The organism is Streptomyces sp. NPDC002092 (assembly GCF_053593775.1).
In genome coordinates this window covers 357,623-383,638 of the sequence record NZ_JBSFDG010000005.1, presented here as the reverse complement: position 1 = coordinate 383,638, position 26,016 = coordinate 357,623, and the positions used below count along the sequence as shown (strand labels likewise).

The following is a 26,016-nucleotide window of genomic DNA, read 5'->3' as shown; positions in this document are numbered from 1 at the left end:
GAGCCTGTTCGAAGGGCTCACGTCGCAAGGTGACGGACCTGGTCCCACAGGACCGGGTCCACCACACCCACCCGCCGGCGGAACTCCCACACCGGCACCTCGCGCAGCTCGTCCGTCTCCAGGAAGCTCGCGCGACCCTGCGCATCGCCGACTGCCCCCGGGGGCAACGGGATCACCCCGGCCCGCTCGTCGTGGTACTTGCTGGTGATCTTCGCGACGACCGCCCGCTCCCCGTGCACCACCAGCACCAGACAGGGCCGGTCCTTGTTGCCCGGCCGGTCCTCGTACGGAACGTTCGCCCACCAGATCTCCGCGGGCCTGGGCCGCCCGCCACCCCGCGCACCCGGACGGCCCGGCGGCCGCGTCCGGCGTCCCGCGGGCCGTCGCCCCCGCCCCCAGCCGTCGACGAGCGTGGCGACCAGCGCGAGCAGTATCACCGCCGCGAGCGCGAGCCACCATGACGTGTCCATACGAAGACGTTACCGGCGCACGATCAGCGCCGCGCGCCCTCTGCGCAACCCGTGCTCGCACCCTCACTCCCACCCGTCACCCGCCACCACCCTGCTCGAGCGCGCTTCGCGCGCCCCCCTCTGCCTCTTGCGCCCCGCTTCCAGCCGAACCGGTGACACCACAGGTGAGTTCGCCCACAACAGCCCTTGCTTGAGGAGCGACCGGACGTTTTGCGCCTTACGCTCGACGGACCGCACGACCCCCGTTCTCCTTCCCGGAAAAGTTCCCGCCAGCGGAGGTTTCTGCTTCATGAAGCTCACCGTCGTCGGTTGCTCGGGGTCGTTCCCGTCCGCGGAATCGGCCTGCTCGAGCTACCTCGTAGAGGCCGACGGCTTCCGGCTGCTTCTCGACATGGGCAACGGTGCCCTTGGCGAGCTGCAGCGCCACTGCGGTCTCTACGACCTCGACGCGATCTTCCTCAGCCATCTGCACGCCGACCACTGCATCGACATGTGCGCCTACTTCGTGGCGCGCTACTACCGCCACGACGGCGGCCGCTGCGATCCGATTCCCGTCTACGGACCCGAGGGAACGGAACACCGGCTGACCACCGCCTACGCCGACACCCCCACCGCCTCCTCCATGAGCGAGGTCTTCGACTTCCACACGGTCAAGCCGTCCACGTTCGAGATCGGCCCGTTCACGGTGCACACGGAACGCGTGGCCCACCCCGTGGAGGCGTACGGCATCCGCATCGAGCACGGCGGGAAGTCCCTGACGTACTCCGGCGACACGGGCACGACCTCGGTCCTGGACGAACTCGCCCGCGACACCGACCTGTTCCTGTGCGAGGCCGCCTTCACGCACGGCAAGGAGAGCATCCCCGACCTGCACCTCAACGGCCGCGAGGCGGGCGAGACGGCGGCCCGGGCGGGCGCCCGGCGCCTGGTCCTGACCCACATCCCGCCGTGGACCGACCCGCAGGTCAACCTGGCGGACGCCCAGGCGGTCTTCGACGGCCCGGTGGCCCTGGCGGCGCCGAGGCAGACGTACGAGATCTAGCGCTACGAGATCCAGGGCCACGAGATCCAGCCCTGCGAACATGCGGAAGGCTCCCGGAACCAAGGGTTCCGGGAGCCTTCGTGCGCCGTGGCGTGAGGCTACTTGGCCTCCGCCTTCTGCAGTTCCGCCAGTTCCTCGTCGGACTCGCGGCCCGGCGTCGGCAGGTTGAACCTGATGATCGCGAAGCGGAAGATCACGTAGTAGAGGACGCCGAAGCACAGGCCCACCAGGATCAGCCCCAGCGGGTTGGTCGCGATGCCCCAGTTCAGTCCGAAGTCCACCACGCCCGCCGAGAAGCCGAAGCCGTCCTTCATGCCGAGCGCCCAGGTCAGCGCCAGCGAGACACCGGTGAGGACCGCGTGGATGGCGTACAGGACCGGCGCGATGAACATGAACGTGAACTCGATGGGCTCGGTCACACCCGTCACGAAGGACGTCAGGGCGATCGAGAACATCATGCCGCCGACCACCTGGCGGCGCTCCGGACGAGCGCAGTGCACGATCGCGAGACAGGCCGCAGGCAGACCGAACATCATGATCGGGAAGAAGCCGGTCATGAACTGGCCCGCGGTCGGGTCGCCCGCCAGGAAGCGCGCGATGTCACCGCTCTTGCCGTGGTAGTCGCCCGCCTGGAACCACGGGAAGGAGTTCAGCAGGTGGTGCATGCCGATCGGGATCAGCGCACGGTTGGCCACACCGAAGATGCCCGCGCCGACCGCGCCCGACCCCACCAGCCACTCGCCGAAGTTGTGCAGACCCGTGCCGAGGACCGGCCAGATGTAGCCGAAGACGATGCCGATGACCAGGCCCGCGAAAGCGGAGAGGATCGGGACGAGCCGGCGGCCGCCGAAGAAGCCCGCCCAGTCCGGCAGCTTGGTGCGGTAGAAGCGCTGGTAGAGCAGCGCGACCACGAGACCCATCACCACACCGCCGAGCACCTTGGCGTCGACCGGGGCGTTCACCATGACGACCTTGCCGTCGACGGCCGTCGCCACCTTCGGCAGGTTCTTGTCCGTGAACGTGGCCAGCACGTTCTTGAAGACCAGGTAGCCGACGACCGCGGCGAGCGCCGTCGAGCCGTCCGACTTCTTGGCGAAGCCGATCGCGATGCCCACGGCGAACAGCAGCGCCATGTTGTCGAGGATCGCGTTGCCGCCCGCCGCCATGAACCCCGCGATCTTCGTGAGGAACGTGGGGAAGGACGGGCGTCCCAGCATGTCCGTGTTGCCCAGCCGCACCAGAAGAGCGGCGGCGGGCAGGACGGCCACCGGCAGCATCAGGCTGCGGCCGATACGCTGCAGCACAGCCATCGCGCCGGGGCCCTTCTTCTTCTCGGCCGCGGGAGCGGCGCTGGCCGTGGTCACAACTTCCTCCAGAGGGGCAGAGCGCCGCCCGGGGACAGGGGAAGAGGACGGCGGCGTCGCTGGTCTGAACCATTGTGGAACACTCAGTGGTTTAGACCTGTGGTGTAGACCTGTTGTAGCACGGTGAAGGCCGGATAAGGAACCCACTGTTTTCTGGTGGCCTGTCAGGCCTCGACGGCGAAGTGCGGCCCCAGGTTGGCGACCGCCTCCCGGGTGGTGTAGACCAGCTACGGGCGACAGCAACTGCGCGTGAGGAGACTGACATGGCCAGCAAGGCTGAGAAGATCGTTGCCGGGCTCGGCGGCATCGACAACATCGAGGAGATCGAGGGCTGCATCACTCGGCTGCGCACCGAGGTCAGCGACGCCTCGCTGGTCGACGAGACCGCCCTGAAGGCCGCCGGCGCCCACGGCGTCGTCAAGATGGGCACCGCGATCCAGGTCGTCATCGGCACCGACGCCGACCCCATCGCCGCGGAGATCGAAGACATGATGTGAACCGACGTGAGATGAGCCACGGCCGCCCCGGCCCGCACTCACTCGTTGGGGCCCCTTCCCACCGCGGGAGGGGCCCTTTCCGCCTGTGCGGCTAGGCTCATCGCCATGTCTCGAATCGACGGCCGCACCCCCGAACAACTCCGCCCGATCACCATCGAACGCGGCTGGAGCAAGCACGCAGAAGGCTCCGTCCTCATCGCCTTCGGCGACACCAAGGTCTTCTGCACCGCCTCCGTCACCGAAGGCGTCCCCCGCTGGCGCAAGGGCAGCGGCGAGGGCTGGGTCACCGCCGAGTACTCCATGCTGCCCCGCGCCACCAACACCCGCGGCGACCGCGAGTCCGTACGCGGCAAGATCGGCGGCCGCACCCACGAGATCAGCCGCCTCATCGGCCGCTCCCTGCGCGCGGTGATCGACTACAAGGCACTCGGCGAGAACACCATCGTCCTCGACTGCGACGTCCTCCAGGCCGACGGCGGCACGCGTACGGCCGCGATCACCGGCGCGTACGTGGCCCTGGCCGACGCCGTCGCCTGGGCCCAGGGCAAGAAGCTGATCAAGGCCGGCCGCCAGCCGCTCACCGGCACCGTCTCGGCGGTCTCGGTCGGCATCGTGGGAGGGGTCCCTCTGTTGGACCTCTGCTACGAGGAGGACGTGCGCGCCGACACCGACATGAACGTCGTCTGCACCGGCGACGGCCGCTTCGTCGAGGTCCAGGGCACCGCGGAAGCCGAGCCGTTCGCCCGCGAGGAGCTCAACTCCCTTCTGGACCTGGCGGTTTCCGGCTGCTCGGAACTCACTGTCCTTCAGCGCAAGGCACTTGATACGGTCCTCGAAAAGTAAAGGACGCACCAAGCGGAACGGCGGCCGGGGGCAACCCCGACGCCCCTTCCGGCGTCCCTACGAATGCGGGCGCACGGCACACCACCGTGCGCCCGACCAGTACGGGGGGCCCACGGGCCTGGACAACGGAGGGACCACAGTCATGGCCGCGAGCCGAGGCCGCCGCATCACCGTCACCATCGCAGCGCTGGCAGCCACAGTGCTGACCGCGGGCCTCACCACCGGCTGCGACGCCGTCGACAAGGCCCTGGACTGCGTCCAGACCGCCGACACCATCGCGGACAGCGTCACCAACCTCCAGCAGGCCGTGGAAAACGCCTCGAACGACCCGACCCGGCTCGACGAGTCGCTCGCCTCCATAGACAAGAACCTCGACAAGATCGGCGACAAGACCGACAACGCCGACGTCAACAAGGCGGTCGACGACCTGAACAAGGCCGTGAGCAATGTCCGTACGGCGATCAAGAACGGTGACAAGACCCCGGACGTCAGCCCCGTCACGGACGCGGCGGGCGAACTCACGAAGGTCTGCACCTCCTCGTAAGACCCTCTACGGGCCGCGCCGTACTGTTGCCCCATGACGACGCGCTTGATCCTCGCCACCCGCAACGCCGGAAAGATCACCGAGCTCAGGGCGATCCTCGCCGAAGCAGGACTCGCTCATGAGCTGGTCGGGGCGGAGGCCTACCCCGAAGTGCCCGACGTCAAGGAAACAGGCGTGACGTTCGCCGAGAACGCCCTGCTCAAGGCCCACGCCCTGGCCCAGGCCACCGGCCTCCCGGCCGTCGCCGACGACTCGGGGCTGTGCGTGGACGTGTTGAACGGCGCCCCGGGCATCTTCTCCGCCCGCTGGGCGGGTCGGCACGGGGACGACAAGGCCAACCTTGAGCTGCTGCTGGCCCAGCTGTCCGACATCGCCGACGAACACCGGGGCGCCCACTTCGCGTGCGCGGCGGCGCTGGCGTTGCCGGACGGCCGGGAGCGCGTGGTCGAGGGCCAGCTGCGGGGTGTGCTGCGGCACGCTCCGGTGGGCACGAACGGCTTCGGCTACGACCCGATCCTCCAGCCGGAGGGGGAGACGCGGACGTGCGCGGAGCTGAGCGCGGAGCAGAAGAACGCGATCAGCCATCGGGGGAAGGCTTTCAGGGCGTTGGTGCCGGTGGTGCGGGAGTTGTTGGGCTGACGGTGAAGGTCCACCTGCGTTCAGGTGGACCTTCGAATCAAAGGTGTGCGGCCGGAGGGACTCGAACCCTCAAGGGATTTCTCCCACAACATCCTAAGTGTTGCGCGTAGGCCAATTCCGCCACGGCCGCTTGCGCGCTCATGCTACCCGGCGAGGCGGCTTCGTAGTCGAGGGCCTAGGCGGCTCTATGGCCACCTCGGCACCACGTGTTGGTGATCGCATGGCAATTGGGACACAGGAACCGCAGGTTCTCGATGCGGTTGTCGCGCCAGTTGCCGTCGATGTGATCGACTCCAGCGGGAGCGGATGCCCTCGCCAGACCGCTTCCGTCCCGCATCGGGCGCACCGCTCTTGCATCCCCAGGGCCGTCATCGCCCACTTGAGCCGTTCGCTGGGGATGCGCCGGGCCTGGCCGACGGGCTGCTCGACGAGTAGTCCCTCAGGCGTCCGGGGGCGCCATGCCTTGCCGCGTCGGGTCGGCACCTGAAAGTGCGAGGTGTCGATGTCGTACGCCTTGATCCGTCGGCTGATGTGAGTGTGGTGCCCGCCGACGACCTCAAGCCCCAGGTGCCGTAGTACCTCGCACATGTTCGTCGATGCCGAGACCGCCGCCTGCAGGATCTCTCGCGTCCACTTGACCCCCTCCCGCTCGAAATGCGACGTGTCCACCCCGAACTTCTTCATTCGCTCCATGACGTAACGCCGCGTAGAACTCCCCGGATCCACCCCCAACGACACCAACGCCTCCGACAACGTCCGCGCCCCCCGAGCCGCCTCCTCCAGTCGCTCCCTGCTGTACGCACTGGCCCCCATGAGCCCCCTCCGTTCCGGCCGCGCGTTCGCTGCCCGTACGGAGTAAAGAACCGCTTATCGGACAGTCACGCCCGAAACGTAAAGCGGCCCGCACCGGGTCACCCCAGTGCGAGCCGCTGAAGCAGCAGAGAGGGACCCTCAGATCCCCAGATCCTTGATGATCTTCGCCACGTGCCCCGTAGCCCGCACGTTGTACAGCGCCCGCTCGACCTTGCCCTCCTCGTCCACGATCACCGTGGAGCGGATGACGCCCATGTAGGTCTTGCCGTAGTTCTTCTTCTCGCCGTACGCGCCGTAGGCCTCGGTGACCGTCTTCTCCGGGTCGGCCGCCAGCGTGATCTTCAGGGACTCCTTCTCACGGAACTTCGCCAGCTTCTCCGGCTTGTCCGGGGAGATGCCGATGACGTCGTAACCGGCGCCGGCCAGCAGTTCCAGGTTGTCGGTGAAGTCGCAGGCCTGCTTGGTGCAGCCGGGCGTAAGGGCCGCGGGGTAGAAGTAGACGATGACCTTGCGGCCCTTGTGGGCCGAGAGGGACACGTCGTTGCCGTCGGCGTCGGGGAGGGTGAAGTCGGGGGCCACGTCCCCCGGCTGGAGTCGCTCGCTCATCGAACCAGCGTAACCGGGGGTCCTGACAGTGCAGGCGCGGCAAGAGCTGACAGACTGTCCGGAACAAGTAGCAGCAGCAGGTATCAGCAGCAGGTATCAGTTACAGGCATCAGGCGACTTCGGAGGCCTTACGGTGGCGGACACGTCGGACACCAGAACCCCGGCGCAGATCGAGGCGGACATCAGGCGCCGCCGCGAAGTGCTGGCCGAGACGCTCGACGAGATCGGGGTGCGGGTGCATCCGAAGACGATCGTCGGGGATGCCAAGGCCAAGGTCGTGTCGAATATCGATCAGACTCTGGGGCGGGCCTATGTCGGGGTCAACAGGGTCGTGAGCGATGTGAAGGCGCAGTTCGTGGACGAGGAGGGCGCGCCCCGGCTGGAGCGGATCGTGCCGGTCGCGGTCGTCGCCGTAGGACTGGTCGGGCTGCTCGCGCTCGGGACCCGGCGGCGCCGGGGCTGAGCGACCGCCGACCCGGCGGCGTACGGACTGGGCAAAGGCAGGTAGGTTCAAGGCGTGAGCGCCAAGAGAATCGAGCACAGCACCCAGCACGACAAGCTGCCCATCCGGATGCTGCACGACCGGGTCCTGGTCAAGCAGGAGAGCGGCGAGGGCGAGCGGCGGTCGGGCGGGGGCATCCTGATCCCCGCCACGGCGGCGGTCGGGCGTCGGCTGGCCTGGGCCGAGGTCGTAGCGGTGGGCCAGAACGTACGGACCGTGGAGCCGGGCGACCGGGTCCTGTACGACCCGGAGGACCGTGCCGAGGTGGAGGTCCGGGGCGTCGCCTATGTGCTCATGCGTGAGCGTGACCTGCATGCCGTGGCCGCGGACCGGTTCGAGGGGTCCGAGGACACGACGGGCCTGTACCTGTAGAAGAACGACGAAGAGGGCTGGTGACGACGGTCACCAGCCCTCTTCGTCGTGTCAGGTCGGAGGTCCGCCCGTGCCCGCCGTCGTACCCACGTCCGTGCCGGCCGTCGTGCCGCCGTCGGTTGTGCCCCCGGTGTCCGCGCCCGCCGTGGTCCCGCCGTCCGTCGTGTTGCCGGTCGTGTTGCCGCCCGTCGTGGTGTTTCCGCCGTCCGTCGTGCCGCCGCCGGTGGTGTTGCCGCCCGTGGTGCCGCCGGTCGTGGTGTTGCCCGTGGTGTTGGTCCCGCCGTTCGTCGTGCCGCCGTTGTTCTGGCCCTGGGTCTGGCCCTGGTTGTTCTGGCCGTTGGTGGTGGGGCTGGGGCCGGTGGTGCCGCCGGTGCCCGGCTGCTGCGGGGGCTCGCTGGTGGCGGGCGGCTGGGTCTCTTCGGCCCCCGCCTGGAGCTGGAGGTCGAAGTCCGTCGCCGGCTTCCCCTTCAGGGCGTCCTTCGTGTACTGCGCCCAGATGTCCCCGGGCGGGCCGCCGCCGTTGACGCGGGGCAGGCCCAGCGCGCCGTACAGCGGCTTGTGGGCGGCCGTGACCGGGTCCTGGCCCATGACGGAGACGACGGTCGCGAGATCGGGTGTGTAGCCGGCGAACCAGGCGGCCGTGTCCTCCTCCGCGGTGCCGGTCTTGGCGGCGGCGGGGCGGCCCGCGTCCTGGGCCGCGGTCGCGGTGCCGTTGTCGACGACGCTCTGCAGGATGGAGGTGGTGGTGTCGGCGGCCTCGCGGCTGACGGCCTTCGTGGTGGTGTCCTTCGGCAGCTCCACGACGTCCTTGCCGTCCTTGGTGATCGAGTCGATCATCGTGAACGCGCTGTGCTCGCCGTGGTTGGCGAGCGTCGCATAGGCCTCGGCCATGTCGAGGACGCTGGCGGTGTTCACGCCGAGCGCGATGGAGGGCGTCGCGGTCAGGTCGGGGGTGTCGGACGGGATGCCGAGTGCGACCGCCGTGTCCTTCACCTTGTCGGGGCCCACGTCCACGGCCATCTGTGCGTACACCGAGTTGACGGACTTGTCGGTGGCGGTGCGCACGGTGATGTCGCCGTACGAGCGGTCGTCCTCGTTCGCGGGGGAGTAGCTGCCGCCGGACCAGCCCTGCACGGGGCGCTTGTCGGTGCCGTCGTAGTAGGTGTTCGGGGTGATGGTCTGGTCGTCCTGCGTCGTGGAGTGGTTCTGGACGGCCGAGGCGAAGACGAAGGGCTTGAAGGTGGAGCCGACCTGGAAGTCGCCTCGGGTCGCGCCGTTCGTGTACTGCTTGACGTAGTCGATGCCGCCGTACATCGCGACGACCTTGCCGGTCTTCGGGTCGACGGAGGCGCCGCCCGCGCGGACGTAGTTGTCGACCTTGTTGTTCTTCTTGTCGAGCTTGGAGATCAACTTGTCGTTGACGGCCTTCACGAAGGCGTTCTGCTTGCTCTTCTGCAGGGTCGTGGTGATGCGGTAGCCGCCGGCCTCGAGGTCGTCCGTGGTGACGATCTTGTTCTTGGTGAGGTAGTCCCTGATCGCGGTGACGATGTAGCCGCGCTGCCCGGACATGCCGGTGGAGACGGTCTGTTCCTTCGGCATCGGGAACTTCAGGCCGGCCCGCTTGGCCTCGCTCAGCCAGCCCTTCTTGACCATGCCGTCCAGGACGTAGTTCCAGCGGGCCACGGCCGCCGCCTTGTTCTCGGGGTGCGCGATCACGTCGTACTCGCTGGGGGCGTTGACGAGCGCGGCGAGGTAGGCGGCGTGGGCCGGGTCGAGGTTGGTGGCGTTCTGGCCGTAGTAGGCCTGGGCGGCGGCCTGGATGCCGTAGGCGTTGCGGCCGAAGTAGCTGGTGTTGAGGTAGCCCTCGAGGATCTTGTCCTTGGGCTGCTCCCGGTCCAGCTTGATCGAGATGAAGAACTCCCTGGCCTTGCGGGTGAGGGTCTGCTCCTGCGCGAGGTAGTAGTTCTTCACGTACTGCTGGGTGATCGTCGAGCCGGACTGCTTGCCCTTGCCGGTGGCGGTGTTCCAGGCGGCGCGCAGCATCGCCTTGGGGTCGATGGCGGACTCGGAGTAGAAGTCGCGGTCCTCGGCGGCCAGGACGGCGTGCTGGGCGTCCTTGGAGACCTGGGCGAGCGTCACGTTCTCCCGGTTGATGTCGCCGTCGCGGGCGATCTGGGAGCCGTCCGCGTAGAGGTAGACGTTGGCCTGCTTGGTGGCGAGGGCGTTGGCCGGCGGGATCTTCACCAGCGAGTAGCCGAGGAAGAACAGGCCGATCAGCAGCAGTACGCCGACGACGAAGGTGCCGAGGACCATCCGCCAGGTCGGGATGAGCCGGCGCCAGCCGGTGCGCTTTGGCCGCTTCGGTTTCGCGCCGCCCGGTTCGGGAGCGCCGGGCTCGGCAGCGCCTTGCGGCTCTCTCTGTGCCCAGCCCTGGTTCGGCTGCTGCGGCTGCGGCTCGTCGCTCATCTCGTGCACGGACTCCTGTTTCGCGTCGTACGTTCCCGTACGCCCTCGTACGCCATCTGCGTCCCCTCTTGAAGACTCTCGCACCATGCGTTCCGTTCCCGGATCCCGGCACGCGTCCCCTCGGGAAAATGCGTGGCGTACGTCACTACCAGCGGACTAGGCTCCTGCGCTTCGGTGTCGGGCGGTCCGGGAGGTTGACTTACGTGGGCTCGGGACGGTTGTACGTGGCCGTCGTGGCGGGCGGTTTCAGACGTTACGCGACGTATCGGGCGGCCACTGCGGCAGGGGTGTTCACCAACACCGTCTTCGGGCTGATCCTCGTGTACACCTATCTGGCGCTGTGGGACGAGAAGCCGCACCTCGGAGGGTACGACCAGGCGCAGGCCGTCACCTATGTCTGGCTGGGCCAGGCGATCTTCGCGGCGCTGGCGATCGGGGGCAGCGGCGTCGAGGGCGAGTTGATGGAACGGATCCGGACGGGGGACGTCGCGATCGACCTGTACCGGCCCGCCGATCTTCAACTGTGGTGGCTGGCGGCCGACGTGGGCCGCGCGCTGTTCCAGCTGCTCGGGCGGGGCGTGATCCCTTTCGTGTTCGGAGCGCTGGTCTTTCCGGTGGCGCTGCCGCGGGATGTGGCGACCTGGGGTGCGTTTCTGGTGACCCTGGTGCTGGCCATGGTGGTCGGTTTCGGTATCCGCTATCTGATCGCGCTGTTGACGTTCTGGCTGATGGACGGCACCGGCATGACGCACATGACCATGCTCGCCGGGTTCTTCTGCTCGGGGATGATGCTGCCGCTCAATGTGTTCCCGGGTGCGCTCGGCGATGTCGTACGGGAGCTGCCGTGGTCGGCGCTGTTGCAGAAGCCGGCGGACGTGCTGCTCGGGGAGGCCGATCCGTGGGGGACGTTCGCCTTCCAGGGGGCGTGGGCGGTGGTGCTGCTGGGGGCCGGGCGGCTGCTGCAGTCGGTGGCGACGCGGAGGGTGGTCGTTCAGGGTGGCTGAGGTGAGCCGGGTGGTGGACGGGCTGCGGGCCTACCGTCTGATCGGCGGGATGTGGATCCGCTCCACGATGGCGTACCGGGCGTCCTTCGCGATGACCACGTTCGCGAACTTCGCGGTGACCGCGCTGGACTTCGTGGGGATCCTGCTGATGTTCTCGCGGGTGAAGGTGCTGGGCGGCTGGCCGCTGCCCGAAGTCGCCTTCCTGTACGGCCTGTCGAGCGTCGCCTTCGGGTTCGCGGACCTCGCGATCGGCTCGATGGAGCGGCTCGGGCAGCGGGTGCGCGACGGCACGCTGGACACGCTCCTTGTGCGTCCGGCGCCGGTCCTTGCGCAGGTCGCGGCCGACCGTTTCGCGCTGCGCCGGCTGGGCCGGATCATGCAGGGTGCGTTGGTGCTCGGGTATGCGCTGAGCGCCGTCGACATCGACTGGACGCCGTTGAAGGTGCTGTTGATGCCGGTGATGGTGCTCAGCGGTGCGGGGATCTTCTGCGCGGTGTTCGTGGCGGGCGCCGCCTTCCAGTTCGTGGCGCAGGACGCGTCCGAGGTGCAGAACGCGTTCACGTACGGCGGCGCCACGCTGTTGCAGTATCCGCCGACGGTGTTCGGCAGGGAGCTGGTGCGCGGGGTGACGTTCCTGCTGCCGCTGGCCTTCGTCACCTGGCTGCCCGCCGCCTATGTGCTGGGGCGGCCGATGCCGCTCGGGCTGCCGCGGTGGGTGGCCTTCGCCCCGCCCCTGGTGGCGGTGGCATGCCTCGCGCTGTCCGGTCTGGCGTGGCGGGCCGGGCTCAGGTCGTATCGGAGTACGGGGAACTAGCCGGGAGTTGGCAGGGTAGACGATGGACGCCTTCATTGAACTGGACCGCGTCGAGAAGGTCTTCGACGTACGCAAGAAGACCGGCTTCCTCAAGCGCGAGCGTCGGCAGGTGCGGGCCGTCGACGGCATCTCCTTCACGGTGGCACGCGGCGAGATGGTCGGCTACATCGGCCCGAACGGTGCCGGGAAGTCGACGACGATCAAGATGCTGACGGGGATTCTGACCCCTTCCGGCGGCCGGCTGCGGGTCGCCGGCATCGACCCCTCGCGCGAGCGGACGCGGCTCGCGCACCGTATCGGGGTGGTGTTCGGGCAGCGTACGACGCTGTGGTGGGACCTGCCGCTGATCGACTCGTACAAGCTGATGCACCGCATGTACCGGATCCCGGACGCCCGTTACCGCGAGAACCTCGACCGCTGTGTCGAACTCCTGGAACTGGCCGACCTGTTGGACGTCCCCGTGAGGCAGCTCTCGCTCGGCCAGCGGATGCGCGGGGACATCGCCGCGGCGCTGCTGCACGACCCGGAGGTGCTGTACCTCGACGAGCCGACGATCGGCCTTGACGTCATCTCCAAGGCCAAGGTGCGGGGGTTCCTGCGGGAGTTGAACGCCGAGCGGGGCACGACCGTGCTGCTGACCACTCACGACCTCCAGGACATCGAGCAGCTGTGCTCGCGGGTGATGGTCATCGACCACGGCCGGCTCATGTACGACGGTGCGCTCGCCGGGCTGCACGAGGTGGGCGAGAGCGAACGCACCCTGGTGGTGGACCTGGAGCGGGAGACGGAGCCGATCGACGCGGCGCCCGCCCGGGTGGTGAAGGTGGAGGGGCCGCGGCAGTGGCTGGCGTTCCCGGCGGGGGAGTCGGCGGCGGCCCTGGTGGCGCGGATCGCGGCGGAGTACCCGCTGGCGGATCTGTCGGTACGGGAGCCGGACATCGAGGACGTGATCGCGAAGATGTACGCCGGTTCGACCCCTGGGCACACCGAGAAAGCGGTCTCGTAGCCGCGGGGCGGGCGAACTCGTAGGCTGCCTTGTATGACCGACGACGCCGCAGTCCCGGAGCTTCGCGCATCCGACGCCGATCGTGAACGAGTCGCCGAGGTCCTGCGGGACGCCCTCGCGGAGGGGCGTCTCGACATGGAGGAGTTCGAGGAGCGGCTGGAGGCCACCTACAAGGCACGGACCTACGGCGAACTGACGCCGATCACCCGTGATCTGCCGGCCGCCGGGGTGGCCCCGCCGCCTCCCGTGTCCTTGGTCAAGGAGCCTGTGCCGAGCGGGAGTTGGGCGGGTCGGATCGTCGGCGGTGAGGGGTCGTCCTCGTGGGCCGTCGCCGTGATGTCGGGGTTCCAGCGCAAGGGGCGCTGGACCGTGCCGAAGGTGTTCAACTGCTTCGCCTTCTGGGGCGGCGGGGAGATCGATCTGCGCGAGGCGAACTTCGCGGACCACGAGGTCGAGATCAACTGCGTTGCGATCATGGGCGGGGTGAACATCATCGTGCCGCCGGGGGTCGAGGTCGTGGTGCGTGGCATCGGGATCATGGGTGGGTTCGACCACAGCGAGGAAGGCGTGCAGGGGGAGCCCGGGGCGCCTCGGGTGATCGTGAACGGGTTCGCCTTCTGGGGTGGGGTCGGGGTTGAGCGGAAGCTGACGCGGGAGGAGCGGCGGCGGCTGAAGGAGGAGCGGCGGCAGGAGAAGCTGGAGCGTGGGGGTGCGCATCAGCCGGGGGAGGGGTTTGCGGATCACCGCCGGATGCTGGAGGAGCATCGGGAGTGGCGGCGCGACCTGCATGAGCAGCGCCGTGAGCGGCATGAAGAGCGGCGGCAGCGGCAGCGGGAGCGGCGGGATCGGCGGCGGGGCGGGGAGTACTGAGCCGGCGGTGCGGCTGGGGTGACGGCGGGGTCGCTCACCGGCGCTGGCCTGGTGCCGCCTTTTCGTCGGGTCGGGAGCCGCCCCAGGCGGCACGCATGCCCGCAGGCTGGGCAGGGTGGCACGCATGCGCCGCAGGCTTCGCGCGGCGCGATTGCCCGCAGGCCAGGGCGGCGCGATGGCCCGCAGGCCAGGGCGCCCGGCTACAGCTCTGCCGGGGCCGAGCCCTTGAAGTCGTTCAGGTCGAAGGCCTGGGCCATCCTTGCGAAGCCCCTGTCCGTGGGGTGGAGGTGGTCGCCCGAGTCGTAGTCGGAGCGGAGGCGGCGCGGGTTGTACGGGTCCCGGAGCGCCTTGTCGAAGTCGACCACCGCGTCGTAGACGCGGCCCGAGCGGATTTCGGCGTTGATCTGTTGCCGGACCGCCTCGCGGGCCGGGGTGTAGCCGCGGTGGCCCTGGAACGGCATCAGGGTGGCGCCGATGACCTTGATGCCGTGGGAGTGGGCCTCGCCGACCAGGGTGCGCAGACCGTCGAGGATCTTGTCCGGGTCGGCGAGGCGGGGGTTGCGCAGGATGTCGTTGACGCCGAGATCGGTGACGATGACCTTGACGTTCGTACGGGCGAGGGTGTCGCGGGAGAACCGGCTGAGGCCGCTCGGGTTGTCGGCGGGGCGGCCCAGGCCGCTCGCGAGGACCTGGTTGCCGCTGATGCCCTCGTTGACGACGCTGTAGCGGGGCAGGTCCTGGCCGGACCTGATCGCCGTGCGCAGCCGCTCCGAAAGGACGTCCGTCCAGCGGTGGTTGGCGTTCTGCGTGGACGTTATGCCGTCGGTGAGGGAGTCGCCGAACGCGACGACGGTGCCGTCCGACTCGTTGCTCAGCACGTCCAGCGCGGTGAGGTAGCGCCAGAACGGCGTCTGCTCGGTGTAGCCGGTGCCGGTCACGTCCTCGGTGAGGTCGCCTTCGGCGGCGTACGAGATCTGGCGTGCGCGCGGGTGGTAGGTGACCGGGCCGGACGGGGTGGGCGAGTACGTGGTGACCAGTACGTCGCCGCCCTCCGGGATCACGATGCGGACGGCGTCGCTGAGGACCTGCTGTCCGGCCGGGACGACGACCGTCGTGCTGCCGCCGAAGGTCAGCCGCCGCATGGTGCCCGCGGAGGCCGCCGCGGTGTCGGAGGCGAGGGCGACGGCGATCGAGGCGTGCGTGACGGTCAGCGCCGTCCGGCCGTAGAGATTGGAGAGGGTGATACGGGCACTCGTACCGCCCACGCTCGTGTGCACGACGTTGCGGACCGAGCGGCCCGCCATGCCGAACGCCTCCGTGCCGGGCTCGGCACCGGCCGGAGAGGCCGACCAGGAGCCGACCCAGATGCCGGTGGACGCGGGGGCGGCGGGGTCGCGCGGGGCGCCTGCCCTGCCGAGGGCGTCGGTGCCGGTGCTGCCGTCGTCGGCCGCGACCCCGACGTATATGGCGGTGGAAAGGCCCACGATCACGGCGATGATCGCGCAAAGCAAGGCATAACCGTGACGCTTGGTCATGCGGTGCGGGTCTCCTCGAAAAAGTGGAGCCCGAGGCTCCGAACTGATCAACCCATGATGCGACATGGGGAGAGGGGTGGCCGAACAGGACCCCCCTTTGGGCCACCGGAGTTCACGAAGAGCCGCCCCCTTCTCACAGACGCCGGGAACTCTCGTTTTGTTCCAGTAGTCGGTCAGGAAGGGACAATGTGTGCAGGGGATCACGAACGGGTGGAGTGTATGGAGCGCACGAATCCGGTGGGGAAGGGTGTCACCGCCCGCACGATGACGACGTTCAGCGCAGCTGACGAGGAGAAGCAGCGCGGGGTGCGCCGCATGAAGCTCACCGCGGCCGGGCTGCTGCTCTTCGTGGCGCTGGTGTACGCCCTCGCCAAGTGGGCGGAGAACTCCGGGGCCGGCCCCTGGGCGGGCTATGTCGCGGCGGCCTCCGAGGCGGGCATGGTGGGCGCGCTCGCCGACTGGTTCGCGGTCACCGCCCTCTTCCGGCACCCGCTGGGCCTGCCGATCCCGCACACGGCGATCATCCCGAACAAGAAGGACCAGCTCGGGGTGTCCCTGGGCGAGTTCGTCGGCGAGAACTTCCTCTCCGAGGACGTCGTACGACAGCGTCTGCGCGCCGTCGGCATCGGCAGCCGGCTGGGCGCGTGGCTCGCCGACCCCGAGCACGCGGACCGGGTGACGGCCGAGCTGTCGGCGGCGCTCAGGGGCGCGCTGACCGTGCTGCGCGACTCGGACGTCCAGGCGGTGGTCGGCGAGGCGATCACGAGGCGCGCGGACGCCCAGGAGATCGCGCCCGGCATCGGAAAGATGCTGGAGAAGATCGTCGCGGACGGCGGCCACAAACGGGTCGTCGACCTGATCGTGACACGGGCGCACGACTGGCTGGTCTGGCACGACACGGAGATCATGGAGGCCGTCCAGGGCGGAGCGCCCGGCTGGACGCCCCGTTTCGTCGACAAGAGGGTCGGCGAGCGCGTCTACAAGGAACTGCTCCGCTTCGCCGGCGAGATGCGCGACATGCCGTCCCATCCCGCGCGGGGAGCGCTGGACCGGTTCCTGTCGGACTTCGCCTCCGACCTGCAGTCCGACACCGACACGCGCACGCGCGTCGAGCGGCTCAAGGGCGAGGTCCTCGGCCGCGGCGAGGTCCAGGACCTGATCGCCTCCGCCTGGACCGCCGTACGATCCATGATCGTCTCGGCGGCGGAGGACGAGCGCAGCGAGCTGCGCCTGCGGGTGCGGGCCTCACTGCTGTCGCTCGGCGCGCGGATGGCGTCCGACCCGAAGGTGCAGGCCAAGGTGGACGGCTGGGTGGAGGGCGCGGCGGTCTACGTGGTCACCACCTACCGCAAGGAGATCACCTCCCTCATCACCGACACCGTGGCCGGCTGGGACGCCGAGCACACCACCCGCAAGATCGAGGCCCACATCGGCCGCGACCTGCAGTTCATCCGGATCAACGGCACGGTGGTCGGCTCGCTGGCCGGGTTGTTGATCTATACGGTGTCGCGGGCGCTGGGGGCGTGAGGGCGGGGCCACCTATCGGCCTGGGTTCGCTGATCCAAGCCGGTGACTCTCCGACCGCGGGGCGTAGGGCCGCCGGTCCGGGATACCCGCCACCGGTTCGCTCAATGAGGAGGGAGCCCATGACCACCGCGGAGGCCGCAACCGGCCACACCGTGACCACCAACATCCCCGCCCGTCTCGACCGTCTCCCATGGTCGCGCTGGCACTGGACGATCGTCATCGGCCTCGGCACCGTCTGGATCCTCGACGGCCTGGAGGTCACGGTCGTCGGCAACATCGCCAGCCGGCTGTCCGAGTCCGGCAGCGGTCTGCCGATCTCCTCGGGCCAGGTCACCGGCATCGCGGCCGCCCTGTATGTGGCGGGAGCGTGTGCCGGCGCCCTGTTCTGGGGCCGGCTGACCGACAAGTGGGGCCGGAAGAAGCTCTTCATGATCACCCTGGCCGTGTATCTCGCGGCCACCGCCCTGACCGCCGTCTCCTTCTCGAGCTGGTGGTTCTTCGCCTTCCGCTTCCTGACCGGCTTCGGCATCGGTGGCGAGTACGCGGCGATCAACTCGGCGATCGACGAGCTCATCCCGGCGTTCCACCGCGGCCGCGTCGACCTGATCATCAACGGCAGCTTCTGGCTCGGCGCGGTGGGCGGCTCACTGCTGTCGATCGTCGCGCTGAACACCGCCATCCTGCCGAAGGACGTGGGCTGGCGACTGACGTTCGCCCTCGGCGCGCTCCTGGCGTTCGTGATCCTTCTCGTACGACGGCACGTCCCGGAGAGCCCACGGTGGCTGCTGATCCACGGCCGCGACCGTGAGGCGGAAGAGATCGTGACGTCGATCGAGGCACAGGTGGAGGCGGAGAAGGGCCGGCCGCTGGACCGCCCCGAGGGCGAGATCACGATCCACCAGCGCCGCAGCGTGACCTTCGTGGAGATCGCCCGCACGCTGTTCTCCGACTACCGCCGGCGCTCGATCCTCGGCTTCTCGCTCTTCATCGGCCAGGCCTTCCTCTACAACGCGATCACCTTCGGCTTCGGCGCGATCCTGACGAAGTTCTTCGCCGTCCCGACCGACGACACCGGCTACTACTTCGCGGTCATCGCGATCGGCAACTTCTGCGGCCCGCTGCTGCTCGGCAAGCTCTTCGACACGGTCGGCCGCCGGGTGATGATCTCGTCGACGTACCTGATCTCGGGCCTGCTGCTGTTCGGCACGGCATGGCTGTTCGACCGGGGCTCGCTGAGCGCGGCCACCCTGACGGCCTGCTGGTGCGCGGTCCTGTTCTTCGCGTCCGCGGGAGCCTCCAGCGCGTATCTGACGGTCTCCGAGGTCTTCCCGATGGAGACCCGCGCGATGTCCATCGCCTTCTTCTACGCCCTCGGCACCGCGGCCGGCGGCATCAGCGGCCCGCTGCTGTTCGCGGACCTGACCAGCACGGGCAAGGTCGGCGACACGGTCCTCGCCTTCCAGATCGGCGCGGCCCTGATGTGCGCGGCGGGCCTGGTCGCGGCGTTCCTGGCGGTACGAGCGGAACGCCGCTCCCTGGAGGACATCGCGAAGCCGCTCACGGCGGCGGCATCGACGGTGACCGGGAAGGCCCGGTCGGTGAAGGAGGGGAAGGGGAGGTCGCGACCGGCCACGGCGTAGGGCTGTGACCTAGGGCGACGAAGGGGTACGACCTGGGGTCACCGGACGTCGCCCTGCCGGCCCCGGTCACGGCGCCGCAGGAACAGCAGCCCGCCGGCGACGGCGGTGACCCCCGCGGCGGCCGCCCATCCGACGACGTCCTCGGAGCCGGTGGCGGCGAGGTCGGCGCCGGCGGGGGATGCGGACGCGGTGGCCGCCGTCTGGGGCCGGGCGCCGGATCCGGCGTCGGAGGCCGAGGCCGACGGCGTAGGCGTGGCGGCGGTGGTCACCCCTTTGTCCCGGGTGAACGCCAGCGTCCCGAAGCCGAGTTGGTCGTACCCGCCGCTGTTCGGCCCGTAGTCCCCGCCGCCGCCCTCGGGCGCGGCCTTGGCGGCGATCTGCGTGAGGTAGGTGGCGGACAGCCCGCGCCGCTTGGTGTAGTGGTTGGCGATCATGGCCCAGACCGGCCGTGTCTGCGCCGGGTCGGCGGGGGCGACCCGGGTGGGCTGCTGGATCCCCGGCCGACGGTCCACGAGGGCGTAGGGCGTGTACGGCACATTCCCGCCCAGGCTCCACTTGGCCACGTACTGAGCGCCCTTGAGGAAGCGGTTGTCGTCGTAGCCGTACAGGTCGATGCCCTGGTTCCAGGCCATCTCGCAGACGGTGCCCATCAGGCCGACGCCCAGCAGTGAGTGCCCCTGGTCGCGCCCGGCCTCCATCCACTGGGCGAGCCCGTCGTCGAGCACGACCGGGATGGCGTGCTTGATCGAGCCCATGCCGACGCCGTGCTTGAAGTACTCGACGGCCTGCTCGACCTTGGCCCGGTCGTCGCAGAAGATGCCCGTGGCCAGCGCGCAGGCCATGTTGCACAGGTCCCAGTTGGGCCAGTAGTGGGGGGCGGGAGTGCCGTTGTGCCTGACGAGAAAGTCCTGACTCAACGAGTAGAAGACGTCGACCAGCATCTTCTGGAATCTCTCGAGTTGGAAGTCCTTGTGGTCGCGGACCAGCTCGGCCGCGTTCGCGGCCTGGTACCCGTATATCCCGGCGGCCAGCCACCGGTCGGCGCTGCCGCTGACTTTCGTCAGCTTCGCCGACCAGGCGTTGAGGATCGCGACGGCGGTGTCGGCGTGGGCGCTGTCGCCACTGACGTGGTAGCGCAGGGCGTTCTGGTACGCGGCATGGATGTCGTTGTAGAGGATGCCGTAGTTCTGCGGCCATGTGCTGCGGGGGCGCAGTTCCACACCCCGGTACACGATGGTCTGCGGACGGGGCGTCCAGTCGCTCTGCGCATGCGGGTTGGCGGTCAGTTTCGCGTACCCGGCAGTGTAGGGGGCGGCGCCTGCCTTCACCTTGGCTGCCATACGGGCGAGGTCGGCGCCGGTGTGGAGGAGCCCGGGATGCACGAAGGCCCCGCCCGCGGCCACCGCAGGGGTGGTGACAGCGGTGAGTCCGACGGCTCCGGCTGCGGCTCCCGTGGCCTTGAGCATGGTGCGGCGGCTGATCTGTCGTGTCACATGCATGCCACGGAGACGGGGCGGGGCGGCGCCCGATAACGAAAACTGGGCGGGCGGCCGTCGTGGAGCCCCCACCGTGGGACTACGAGGTCGAACTCGGGCGGGCCCCGTTGACGGCCGCGTCGAACGCGGGACGGTACTCCCCCCATTGGGCATTGGGCGCGGAGAGGTAGATCACGTACTGCGTGCCGTCGGTGCCGGCGAAGGCCAGTTCGGCCGCGCGGTACTTCCGTGCCCTGCCGTCGAAGGTGAACTCCCAGTAGCCGGCGGGCCGGCCGCGGAAGGTGGTCTTGGTCATCCGCACGCGTTCGTAGCCGGGGTTGTCCCGGCGGGTCTGGTTCTCTTCCGTCTCGCGCCAGTGCCGCACGGGGTCGGTGCCCGCGAACTGGACGACGTTGACCCTCAGGCCCACAAGGCCGGACTGGTCTATGTAGCCGACCTCGCCGCCGGGCAGCGTCTTGCGGGTCCAGCCGTCCCGTACGGGGACGGAGATGCCGGTGTCCGCCCGCACAAGGTGGTAGCCGCTGGGCACGGCGGGGACCGTGGGGCTCGTGCTCGGGGAAGGAGACGGCGTCGAGGCGGTCGTCCGGGAGGTGTGGCTGCCCCGTGCATCCGCGCCGCCCTTGAACCACCACAGTGCGCCACCTGCCACACAGACGGCGAGCGCCACCGCCGAGACCGTCAGCAGCGCCGTACGACGGCGGTTGCCGGTTCCCTTTCGATCGGGAGTCTCGACCGTGCTGACGGGTTCCGGACGCGTCGGTGGGTCCAGGGGTGCGGTTCGGGTGGTCGTCAGGTCGGCGAGGCGGCGTTCGACCTCGTGTACGTCCATGCGCTGTTCCGGCTCCTTGAGGAGCAGGCCCTCGATCACCGGGGTCAGGCCGCCGGCGTTGCGCAGGGGCTCGTAGGGATCGGTTGCAATGGCGTACGCGGTTTCGATGGGGGTGGGGCGCTGGAACGGGTGGTGGCCCTCGACCGCCTGGTACAGCGTCGCCCCCAGGGCCCACAGGTCGCTGGCGGGGCCGGGGCCCGTGCTCGACGCCCTGAGGCGTTCGGGTGCCAGGTAGCGGATGGAGCCGATCAGCTCGCCGGACTTGGTCAGCGAGGACGTGCCCGACTCCATGGCGATCCCGAAGTCGGTGAGGACGATCCGGCCGTCCTCGGCGAGCAGGACGTTGCCGGGTTTGACGTCCCGGTGCAGGACGCCGGCGTTGTGGGCGGCGCGCAGTGCGGCGGCCATGGCGCGGCCGATCCGGGCGGCCTCATGGGGCGGCAGCGCGCCCCGGCGCTTCAGGACGTCGCTCAGGGTGGCCGAAGGGATGTACTCCATGACGATGCACGGCAGCCCCTCGTCGTCGACGACGTCATGCACCACGATCACATTGGGATGGGTGATACGGGCCGCGCTGCGGGCCTCTCGCCGGGTGCGCTCGTGGAGCGTGCGGACCTCGTCGTCGTGCAGGTGCGGCGGGACGTGCAGCTTCTTCACGGCGACATGGCGGCCGAGCAGCTTGTCCTCGGCACGCCACACGGTGCCCATGCCGCCGCTGCCCACCCGCTCGACCAGCAGATACCGGCCGGCGACGAGCCGCCCAAGATCGGACACCGTGTCTCCTTCTGAATCCCCTTCCGACCTCTCCTTCTGCGCTTCCCATTCGCGAACGAGAGAGAATGAGGGAGATCGAAGAGGCACGATAGCTCATTCGGCAACTCATTCGACTGAACCGGCGGAGGCGCCGCCCGGTCAGGGGTTCGCGGCCGTTCCGTTCAGGCGTTGCAGCAGGTCCAGCAGCGTTGCCCGGTCCGGCTCGGGCAATGGTGCGAAGGCCTCGGCCAGCACATGGTCGGCCACCTTGTGTCCGGCCTTCAGGACGCGTTCGCCCGCCGGTGTCAGGTGGTGTTCGATACGGCGGCCGTGGCCTGGGCGGCGCTCGACCAGGTCCTGTGCGGTCAGGCGGCCCACCAGGGTGCCGAAGGCCTGCTCGGTCTGGAAGGTGGCGGCGGCCAGTTCGCGGGCCGATGCGCCGGGCGTACGGCTGATGGCGCGGAGCGCGTCCCACTGGGCGAGGGTCGAGCCGACCGCCGCCAAGGCGCTGTCCAACGCGCGGTGTTGGCGGTACTGCGCTTGTTTGACCGCCCGGCCGAGGAGTTGCAGGTCAGCATGCATGGAGGGAGTCTAGCCGAAAACTAAGCTAGCTTATATAAGCATCTTTAGTTAGGCTCTCTTGGCATGACTTCAGATCACAGCTCCAGTCGTCCTGTCCTTGTCCTGCACGGCGGCGGAGGTCCCGCCACCGTCGCCGGGATCGCCCGGCATCTGTCCGGCTCCGCCCGCGTCCTGGCCCCCGTGCACCCCGGGTGGGACGGCACTCCGCGCCCCGACTGGTGCACGGGTGTCGACGACCTCGCGCTCTCCTATCTCCATCTCCTCCAGGACCGCGACCTGGACGACGTCCTGGTCGTCGGGTCCTCCCTCGGGGGGTGGATCGCGGCGGAGATGGCGGTGCGGGACGCCGGGCAGCGGATCAGTGGGCTGGTGCTGATCGATGCGGTCGGTGTGTACGTCGAGTCCGAGCCGATCGCGGACTACTTCGCCCTCGATGCCCGTGCCGCGGCGGAGCTCTCCTGGCACGACCCGGACCGCTATGTCGTCGACGCGGCCTTGCTGCCCCCCGACCAACTGGCCGTCCGGCAGGGAAATATGGCCACCATGCGCACGCTGGCGGGCGACCCGTACATGCATGATCCGAAGCTGCTGCGGCGGCTGGGGCGTGTGCGGACGCCTGCGCTGCTGGTGTGGGGCGAGAGCGATCGGATCGTGACACCCGGGTACGGGGCCGCGTACGCCGCCGCCTTCGGGAACGGGCGGCTCGAGGTCGTGCCCAAGGCCGGACACCTGCCGCAGATCGAGCAGCCGGAGGCCACGCTCGGTCTCATCGAGGAGCATCTCCGGCGGACGGGTCGGTAGGGGGCTCGGTAGAGGGCTCGGTCAGCCTCGGGACACATCAGTCAAAGCGGTAGGAGGCGGGCATGGTCAGGGTTCCCGGTGCGGTGGTGGCCGCGAGCGGACTCGTCGGTGGATACGGCGTGGCCCGCTGGACCAGGAAGCGGCAACTGGGCGGGGCCGTGCTGGCCGTCGCAGGGGCCGCGGCCGCGGCGCAGTGGAGGCAGCAGGCCGGAGGGAAGGCCGCGGGGGCGCTGACCGCTGCGTATGTTGCCGCCTTCGGAGCTTCTCATCCGTTGGCCAAGAAGGTGGGGGCCTGGCCCGCTGTGTTCGGGGTGGCCGGTGCGGTGGCGCCGGCGTCGTGGGCGGTCGCAGACCGGCGCGGGTAGCTCCGCCGGTCGGGCCGGGGCGGGTTCGCTTCCGGCTGCGGCGCCGTCTTGGCTGGTCGGGCCCACCCGGCGGGGCCGCGCAGCCAGTGGCGCACGGGCTCCGCAGGAGGTGAAGGAGCCGGCAAGATCCGCTCAACCTCCCTTGGCGGCCCAGGAGTTCATGACAGCATCCGTCACCATGGAATTCTCCGAGGTGGTCCGTCGTCGCCGTATGATCCGGCACTACTCCGACAAACCCCTGGCGCCGGAGGTGATCGAGCGCATCCTCGCCTCCGCACTCCGGGCGCCCTCGGCCGGCTTCTCCCAGGGCTGGGCCTTCCTCGCCCTGACCGACCCCGCCGACCGCGCCCGCTTCTGGCCGTTCGTGCCGACCCGCGTCGAGAAGACGCCGACCATGCAGGACGCTCCGCTGGTCGTCGTACCTCTGGCCCACAAGGCCGCGTACCTGGAGCGTTACGCCGAACCCGACAAGGGCTGGGAGGACCGCGCCGAGGCCCGCTGGCCCGCCCCGTACTGGCACATCGACACCGGCATGGCGGCCCTCCTCATGCTGCTGACCGCGGTCGACGAAGGTCTCGGCGCCTGCTTCTTCGGCATCATGCCGGAGCATCTGCAGCCGTTCCGCGAGGAGTTCGGGGTGCCTGAGGAGTACGCCCCCATCGGGGGGATCACGGTCGGCTACCGCGCCGACGATGCGCCCGCGCAGAGCAATCGCGTCAAGGAACGCCGACGGAGCGCGGACGACGTCATTCACCGGGGGCAATGGGGGCGGCACGCCTAGACACGGCTGAGCCCGGCGGTGGACCACCGCTGGGCTCAGCCGTGTCTACGGTGACGTGCCGGCTCCCCAAGGGGCCCGGCGCGGGGCTCAGTCGTAGAGCGCCACCCTCGGGGCCACCGTGCCCTTGGCCTGCGGGTTGACGACGGTTCCACCAGGAGGCAGCTGCTGGAGAGCCGCTCTCAGGGATGTCCGCCGCAGCCGCAGCCCGTCATGGCCGCCCCCTCCTGGGGTGGCGGGGTCTGCGCGGCGGCCTCTTCCACCGCCGCGAGCAGCCGACGGCGTTCCTCCGGCGGGATCCACCTGCCGTCGACGACCACGCCGTGGATACGGCGGGTGTTGCGGATGTCGCGCAGCGGGTCGGCGTCGAGGACGAGCAGATCGGCGGCCTGTCCGCGAGCCACGGTGCCGACGTCGGGCAGCCCCAGGGTGCGGGCCGCGTCCCGCGTGGCCGAGCGCAGCGCCTCAGCCGGAGTGAGGCCGGCCGCCACGAGCAGCGCCAGCTCGTCATGGAGGGCGAAGCCCGGGACGAGATATCCCGTGCCGGTGTCGGTGCCCGCCGCCAGCCGTACGCCCGCGCCGTGCAGCTCGCTCACCAGCCGGAGCCGGTGCGCGAAGATCCGCCGGATCTGCCGGGCCTGCTCGGGGGTGCGCCCGCCGGTCAGGGCCGCCAGCTGGTCCGGCCAGCTCTCCACCTGCCAGGCGGGCAGGTACTTCCACTCCTCGGCCCGGGACGGAACCTCTTCGGGCAGCTCCAGTGTGCGGTGCACGCTGAGCGTGGGGACGACCGCGGTCCCGTGGGCCGCAAGGCTCCGGAAGAGGGCGTCCGCCCGGTCCCGGTCGTAGCCCTGCACCGCCTGCCATTCGAGGGGGTGCACCTGCTGGAACCAGCTGTGGTAGCGGGACAGGCTGCTGGGGTCGCGCGGGTCGATCCGTACGGCGGCCAGCCGGCGCCGTATCTCCTTCTCATGCCGTGAGGTCGCCAGGAGCAGGGCGTGCAGGTGCTCGATGGTGCGGTGGCCGGCGGCGCTCGCCTCCGCGATCCGCACGGTGTCGGGGCAGTGCCCGAGGTGCGGGATGCCCTGGCGCCGGGCCTCGTCCGCGATGGCGAAGTAGGCCTCGCGGGACAGGCGGGAGTACACCTTGACGAAGTCCGCGCCCTCGCGCTTGACCCGCCGTACGGCGGGTCGGGCCGCGGCGGCGTCGCGCACCTCGATGGTCGGGCCCACGTCGGCCGCCCACAGTGAGGGCGCGCCGTCGACGATGGGGCTGCCGATGACCCAGCGGGGGCCCAGCAGCGCACCGCTGCGGATCTTCTCGCGCCACTCGTGGTGGACCGGCTTGCCCCACATCTCCCGGACCGTGGTGACGCCGGTGAGGGCGTACAGCGCCGGGACCACCGTCTCCGGGCCGTCGCTGTGGGTGTGCGCCTCGATCAGTCCCGGGATCAGATACTTGCCGGACAGGTCGACCGTACGGGTGCCCGGGCGCAGCCGGGCCTGTGCGCTCGGGGCGAGTGCGGTGACACGGCCGGCCTCGACGACGACCGTCATATCGGGAGCCGGAGGTGCTCCCGATCCGTCGATCACGGTGACGTGGGTGAACGCCAGCGGCCCGCTGTCGGCGCCGCTTCCGCCCCTCGTCCCGGCCGCGCGCGCCGTACCGGCGACCCCCGTGCCCGCCAGCGCCGTACCCGTCACGGCGGCGGCCCCCACCAGAAAGCCCCGTCGGCCCATCCCACGTCGTGCCCCGACTGTCCCTTCGGACATGCTGTTTCCCCCTCCTGCCAGTGAACCTGTCGGCTGCGTCCGCCGACCCCCACGACAATGGCGGACACGGGGCGATCGGACAGTGCGGC

The 26,016-nt window shown here is 69.7% G+C and carries 25 protein-coding genes, 1 tRNA gene and 1 pseudogene; 16 read left to right on the top strand and 11 right to left on the bottom strand.

Features of this window, described 5'->3' with window-relative positions; genetic code table 11:
* Window positions 1-17 precede the first annotated feature (17 nt).
* Window positions 18-470, bottom strand: a complete 453-nt coding sequence (locus ACWCRD_RS14355; RefSeq protein WP_450966142.1) for a type II toxin-antitoxin system PemK/MazF family toxin — start codon at window positions 468-470, stop codon at window positions 18-20.
* A 289-nt stretch (window positions 471-759) separates the two neighbouring features.
* Between ACWCRD_RS14355 and ACWCRD_RS14350 the strand changes: the two genes are divergently transcribed.
* Window positions 760-1,512, top strand: a complete 753-nt coding sequence (locus tag ACWCRD_RS14350; protein ID WP_344402860.1) for an MBL fold metallo-hydrolase — start codon at window positions 760-762, stop codon at window positions 1,510-1,512.
* 98 nt (window positions 1,513-1,610) lie between these two features.
* Here the strand turns inward: ACWCRD_RS14350 and ACWCRD_RS14345 are convergent, their stop codons facing one another.
* Complete coding sequence (locus ACWCRD_RS14345) at window positions 1,611-2,876, bottom strand: PTS transporter subunit EIIC (RefSeq protein WP_450966141.1); 1,266 nt, start codon at window positions 2,874-2,876, stop codon at window positions 1,611-1,613.
* Between the two features lie 263 nt (window positions 2,877-3,139).
* On the opposite strand from ACWCRD_RS14345, the gene ACWCRD_RS14340 reads away from it, so the two are divergent.
* From ACWCRD_RS14340 to rdgB, 4 genes are all read left to right on the top strand, one after another.
* A complete protein-coding gene (locus ACWCRD_RS14340) occupies window positions 3,140-3,373 on the top strand; it encodes a glucose PTS transporter subunit EIIB (RefSeq protein WP_030943649.1) in 234 nt (77 codons plus the stop codon).
* 105 nt (window positions 3,374-3,478) lie between these two features.
* Entirely contained in the window at window positions 3,479-4,216 is a 738-nt protein-coding gene (gene rph, locus ACWCRD_RS14335) for a ribonuclease PH (protein ID WP_450966140.1), read from the top strand.
* 142 nt (window positions 4,217-4,358) lie between these two features.
* On the top strand, window positions 4,359-4,760 hold the full coding sequence (locus ACWCRD_RS14330; protein ID WP_450966139.1) for a hypothetical protein: 402 nt from the start codon (window positions 4,359-4,361) through the stop codon (window positions 4,758-4,760).
* 33 nt (window positions 4,761-4,793) lie between these two features.
* On the top strand, window positions 4,794-5,399 hold the full coding sequence (gene rdgB, locus ACWCRD_RS14325; RefSeq protein WP_450966138.1) for an RdgB/HAM1 family non-canonical purine NTP pyrophosphatase: 606 nt from the start codon (window positions 4,794-4,796) through the stop codon (window positions 5,397-5,399).
* 46 nt (window positions 5,400-5,445) lie between these two features.
* Here rdgB and ACWCRD_RS14320 read toward each other — a convergent pair.
* The 3 genes and pseudogenes from ACWCRD_RS14320 to bcp form a co-directional block, all read right to left on the bottom strand.
* A tRNA-Leu gene (locus tag ACWCRD_RS14320) sits at window positions 5,446-5,529 on the bottom strand.
* A gap of 45 nt (window positions 5,530-5,574) precedes the next feature.
* Window positions 5,575-6,212, bottom strand: a pseudogene (locus ACWCRD_RS14315) (HNH endonuclease signature motif containing protein).
* Between the two features lie 138 nt (window positions 6,213-6,350).
* Window positions 6,351-6,818: a thioredoxin-dependent thiol peroxidase gene (bcp, locus tag ACWCRD_RS14310; RefSeq protein ID WP_115907926.1), complete on the bottom strand. Its 468-nt coding sequence runs from the start codon at window positions 6,816-6,818 to the stop codon at window positions 6,351-6,353.
* Between the two features lie 133 nt (window positions 6,819-6,951).
* Between bcp and ACWCRD_RS14305 the strand changes: the two genes are divergently transcribed.
* Together ACWCRD_RS14305 and ACWCRD_RS14300 are read left to right on the top strand one after the other, a co-directional pair.
* Window positions 6,952-7,281 carry a DUF3618 domain-containing protein gene (locus tag ACWCRD_RS14305; RefSeq protein ID WP_390699771.1) on the top strand — a complete coding sequence of 110 codons (330 nt, stop codon included), beginning with the start codon at window positions 6,952-6,954 and terminating at the stop codon, window positions 7,279-7,281.
* Between the two features lie 54 nt (window positions 7,282-7,335).
* The gene (locus ACWCRD_RS14300; protein ID WP_450966137.1) at window positions 7,336-7,692 is read left to right on the top strand and encodes a GroES family chaperonin; all 357 of its coding nucleotides are present in this window, start codon (window positions 7,336-7,338) and stop codon (window positions 7,690-7,692) included.
* Between the two features lie 51 nt (window positions 7,693-7,743).
* Here ACWCRD_RS14300 and ACWCRD_RS14295 read toward each other — a convergent pair whose 3' ends face one another.
* Complete coding sequence (locus tag ACWCRD_RS14295; protein ID WP_450966136.1) at window positions 7,744-10,158, bottom strand: transglycosylase domain-containing protein; 2,415 nt, start codon at window positions 10,156-10,158, stop codon at window positions 7,744-7,746.
* A gap of 203 nt (window positions 10,159-10,361) precedes the next feature.
* Between ACWCRD_RS14295 and ACWCRD_RS14290 the strand changes: the two genes are divergently transcribed.
* The 4 genes from ACWCRD_RS14290 to ACWCRD_RS14275 are packed head-to-tail and all read left to right on the top strand — an operon-like array spanning window position 10,362 to window position 13,852.
* Window positions 10,362-11,162 carry an ABC transporter permease gene (locus ACWCRD_RS14290; protein ID WP_450966135.1) on the top strand — a complete coding sequence of 267 codons (801 nt, stop codon included), beginning with the start codon at window positions 10,362-10,364 and terminating at the stop codon, window positions 11,160-11,162.
* A gap of 49 nt (window positions 11,163-11,211) precedes the next feature.
* Window positions 11,212-11,976, top strand: coding sequence for an ABC transporter permease (locus tag ACWCRD_RS14285; protein WP_450966238.1), 765 nt, complete (start codon window positions 11,212-11,214; stop codon window positions 11,974-11,976).
* Between the two features lie 22 nt (window positions 11,977-11,998).
* Complete coding sequence (locus ACWCRD_RS14280) at window positions 11,999-12,982, top strand: ABC transporter ATP-binding protein (protein ID WP_450966134.1); 984 nt, start codon at window positions 11,999-12,001, stop codon at window positions 12,980-12,982.
* A 33-nt stretch (window positions 12,983-13,015) separates the two neighbouring features.
* Window positions 13,016-13,852, top strand: coding sequence for a DUF1707 SHOCT-like domain-containing protein (locus tag ACWCRD_RS14275; RefSeq protein ID WP_450966133.1), 837 nt, complete (start codon window positions 13,016-13,018; stop codon window positions 13,850-13,852).
* A 200-nt stretch (window positions 13,853-14,052) separates the two neighbouring features.
* Here the strand turns inward: ACWCRD_RS14275 and ACWCRD_RS14270 are convergent, their stop codons facing one another.
* Complete coding sequence (locus ACWCRD_RS14270) at window positions 14,053-15,387, bottom strand: GDSL-type esterase/lipase family protein (RefSeq protein WP_450966132.1); 1,335 nt, start codon at window positions 15,385-15,387, stop codon at window positions 14,053-14,055.
* 219 nt (window positions 15,388-15,606) lie between these two features.
* Here ACWCRD_RS14270 and ACWCRD_RS14265 point away from each other — a divergent pair, with 219 nt between their 5' ends.
* Together ACWCRD_RS14265 and ACWCRD_RS14260 are read left to right on the top strand one after the other, a co-directional pair.
* Window positions 15,607-16,914, top strand: coding sequence for a DUF445 domain-containing protein (locus tag ACWCRD_RS14265; RefSeq protein WP_450966131.1), 1,308 nt, complete (start codon window positions 15,607-15,609; stop codon window positions 16,912-16,914).
* Window positions 16,915-17,033: 119 nt separating this feature from the next.
* Complete coding sequence (locus ACWCRD_RS14260) at window positions 17,034-18,554, top strand: MFS transporter (RefSeq protein WP_450966130.1); 1,521 nt, start codon at window positions 17,034-17,036, stop codon at window positions 18,552-18,554.
* A 38-nt stretch (window positions 18,555-18,592) separates the two neighbouring features.
* Here the strand turns inward: ACWCRD_RS14260 and ACWCRD_RS14255 are convergent, their stop codons facing one another.
* The 3 genes from ACWCRD_RS14255 to ACWCRD_RS14245 all read right to left on the bottom strand — a co-directional run bounded on the left by ACWCRD_RS14255 (window position 18,593) and on the right by ACWCRD_RS14245 (window position 22,214).
* The gene (locus ACWCRD_RS14255; RefSeq protein WP_450966129.1) at window positions 18,593-20,053 is read right to left on the bottom strand and encodes an alginate lyase family protein; all 1,461 of its coding nucleotides are present in this window, start codon (window positions 20,051-20,053) and stop codon (window positions 18,593-18,595) included.
* 76 nt (window positions 20,054-20,129) lie between these two features.
* Window positions 20,130-21,653 (bottom strand): serine/threonine-protein kinase, encoded by a 1,524-nt coding sequence (locus tag ACWCRD_RS14250; protein WP_450966128.1) that lies wholly within the window; start codon window positions 21,651-21,653, stop codon window positions 20,130-20,132.
* 138 nt (window positions 21,654-21,791) lie between these two features.
* The gene (locus tag ACWCRD_RS14245) at window positions 21,792-22,214 is read right to left on the bottom strand and encodes a MarR family winged helix-turn-helix transcriptional regulator (protein WP_450966127.1); all 423 of its coding nucleotides are present in this window, start codon (window positions 22,212-22,214) and stop codon (window positions 21,792-21,794) included.
* Window positions 22,215-22,277: 63 nt separating this feature from the next.
* On the opposite strand from ACWCRD_RS14245, the gene ACWCRD_RS14240 reads away from it, so the two are divergent.
* The 3 genes from ACWCRD_RS14240 to ACWCRD_RS14230 all read left to right on the top strand — a co-directional run bounded on the left by ACWCRD_RS14240 (window position 22,278) and on the right by ACWCRD_RS14230 (window position 24,161).
* Window positions 22,278-23,015 (top strand): alpha/beta fold hydrolase, encoded by a 738-nt coding sequence (locus ACWCRD_RS14240; protein ID WP_450966126.1) that lies wholly within the window; start codon window positions 22,278-22,280, stop codon window positions 23,013-23,015.
* Between the two features lie 62 nt (window positions 23,016-23,077).
* The gene (locus ACWCRD_RS14235; protein ID WP_450966125.1) at window positions 23,078-23,380 is read left to right on the top strand and encodes a hypothetical protein; all 303 of its coding nucleotides are present in this window, start codon (window positions 23,078-23,080) and stop codon (window positions 23,378-23,380) included.
* Window positions 23,381-23,540: 160 nt separating this feature from the next.
* Window positions 23,541-24,161 carry a nitroreductase family protein gene (locus ACWCRD_RS14230; RefSeq protein WP_450966124.1) on the top strand — a complete coding sequence of 207 codons (621 nt, stop codon included), beginning with the start codon at window positions 23,541-23,543 and terminating at the stop codon, window positions 24,159-24,161.
* A gap of 179 nt (window positions 24,162-24,340) precedes the next feature.
* On the opposite strand, the gene ACWCRD_RS14225 is transcribed toward ACWCRD_RS14230, so the two are convergent.
* Window positions 24,341-25,927, bottom strand: coding sequence for an amidohydrolase family protein (locus tag ACWCRD_RS14225; protein ID WP_450966123.1), 1,587 nt, complete (start codon window positions 25,925-25,927; stop codon window positions 24,341-24,343).
* Window positions 25,928-26,016: the final 89 nt, after the last annotated feature.

Excerpts from the sequence above, each read along its gene's own strand:
- ACWCRD_RS14355 (WP_450966142.1), bottom strand. The coding sequence starts at position 470 with ATGGACACGTCATGGTGGCTCGCGCTCGCGGCGGTGATACTGCTCGCG.
- ACWCRD_RS14350 (WP_344402860.1), top strand. The coding sequence starts at position 760 with ATGAAGCTCACCGTCGTCGGTTGCTCGGGGTCGTTCCCGTCCGCGGAA.
- ACWCRD_RS14340 (WP_030943649.1), top strand. The coding sequence starts at position 3,140 with ATGGCCAGCAAGGCTGAGAAGATCGTTGCCGGGCTCGGCGGCATCGAC.
- rph (WP_450966140.1), top strand. The coding sequence starts at position 3,479 with ATGTCTCGAATCGACGGCCGCACCCCCGAACAACTCCGCCCGATCACC.
- ACWCRD_RS14330 (WP_450966139.1), top strand. The coding sequence starts at position 4,359 with ATGGCCGCGAGCCGAGGCCGCCGCATCACCGTCACCATCGCAGCGCTG.
- rdgB (WP_450966138.1), top strand. The coding sequence starts at position 4,794 with ATGACGACGCGCTTGATCCTCGCCACCCGCAACGCCGGAAAGATCACC.
- bcp (WP_115907926.1), bottom strand. The coding sequence starts at position 6,818 with ATGAGCGAGCGACTCCAGCCGGGGGACGTGGCCCCCGACTTCACCCTC.
- ACWCRD_RS14295 (WP_450966136.1), bottom strand. The coding sequence starts at position 10,158 with ATGAGCGACGAGCCGCAGCCGCAGCAGCCGAACCAGGGCTGGGCACAG.
- ACWCRD_RS14285 (WP_450966238.1), top strand. The coding sequence starts at position 11,212 with ATGTGGATCCGCTCCACGATGGCGTACCGGGCGTCCTTCGCGATGACC.
- ACWCRD_RS14280 (WP_450966134.1), top strand. The coding sequence starts at position 11,999 with ATGGACGCCTTCATTGAACTGGACCGCGTCGAGAAGGTCTTCGACGTA.
- ACWCRD_RS14275 (WP_450966133.1), top strand. The coding sequence starts at position 13,016 with ATGACCGACGACGCCGCAGTCCCGGAGCTTCGCGCATCCGACGCCGAT.
- ACWCRD_RS14270 (WP_450966132.1), bottom strand. The coding sequence starts at position 15,387 with ATGACCAAGCGTCACGGTTATGCCTTGCTTTGCGCGATCATCGCCGTG.
- ACWCRD_RS14265 (WP_450966131.1), top strand. The coding sequence starts at position 15,607 with ATGGAGCGCACGAATCCGGTGGGGAAGGGTGTCACCGCCCGCACGATG.
- ACWCRD_RS14260 (WP_450966130.1), top strand. The coding sequence starts at position 17,034 with ATGACCACCGCGGAGGCCGCAACCGGCCACACCGTGACCACCAACATC.
- ACWCRD_RS14255 (WP_450966129.1), bottom strand. The coding sequence starts at position 20,053 with ATGCATGTGACACGACAGATCAGCCGCCGCACCATGCTCAAGGCCACG.
- ACWCRD_RS14245 (WP_450966127.1), bottom strand. The coding sequence starts at position 22,214 with ATGCATGCTGACCTGCAACTCCTCGGCCGGGCGGTCAAACAAGCGCAG.
- ACWCRD_RS14240 (WP_450966126.1), top strand. The coding sequence starts at position 22,278 with ATGACTTCAGATCACAGCTCCAGTCGTCCTGTCCTTGTCCTGCACGGC.
- ACWCRD_RS14235 (WP_450966125.1), top strand. The coding sequence starts at position 23,078 with ATGGTCAGGGTTCCCGGTGCGGTGGTGGCCGCGAGCGGACTCGTCGGT.
- ACWCRD_RS14230 (WP_450966124.1), top strand. The coding sequence starts at position 23,541 with ATGACAGCATCCGTCACCATGGAATTCTCCGAGGTGGTCCGTCGTCGC.
- ACWCRD_RS14225 (WP_450966123.1), bottom strand. The coding sequence starts at position 25,927 with ATGTCCGAAGGGACAGTCGGGGCACGACGTGGGATGGGCCGACGGGGC.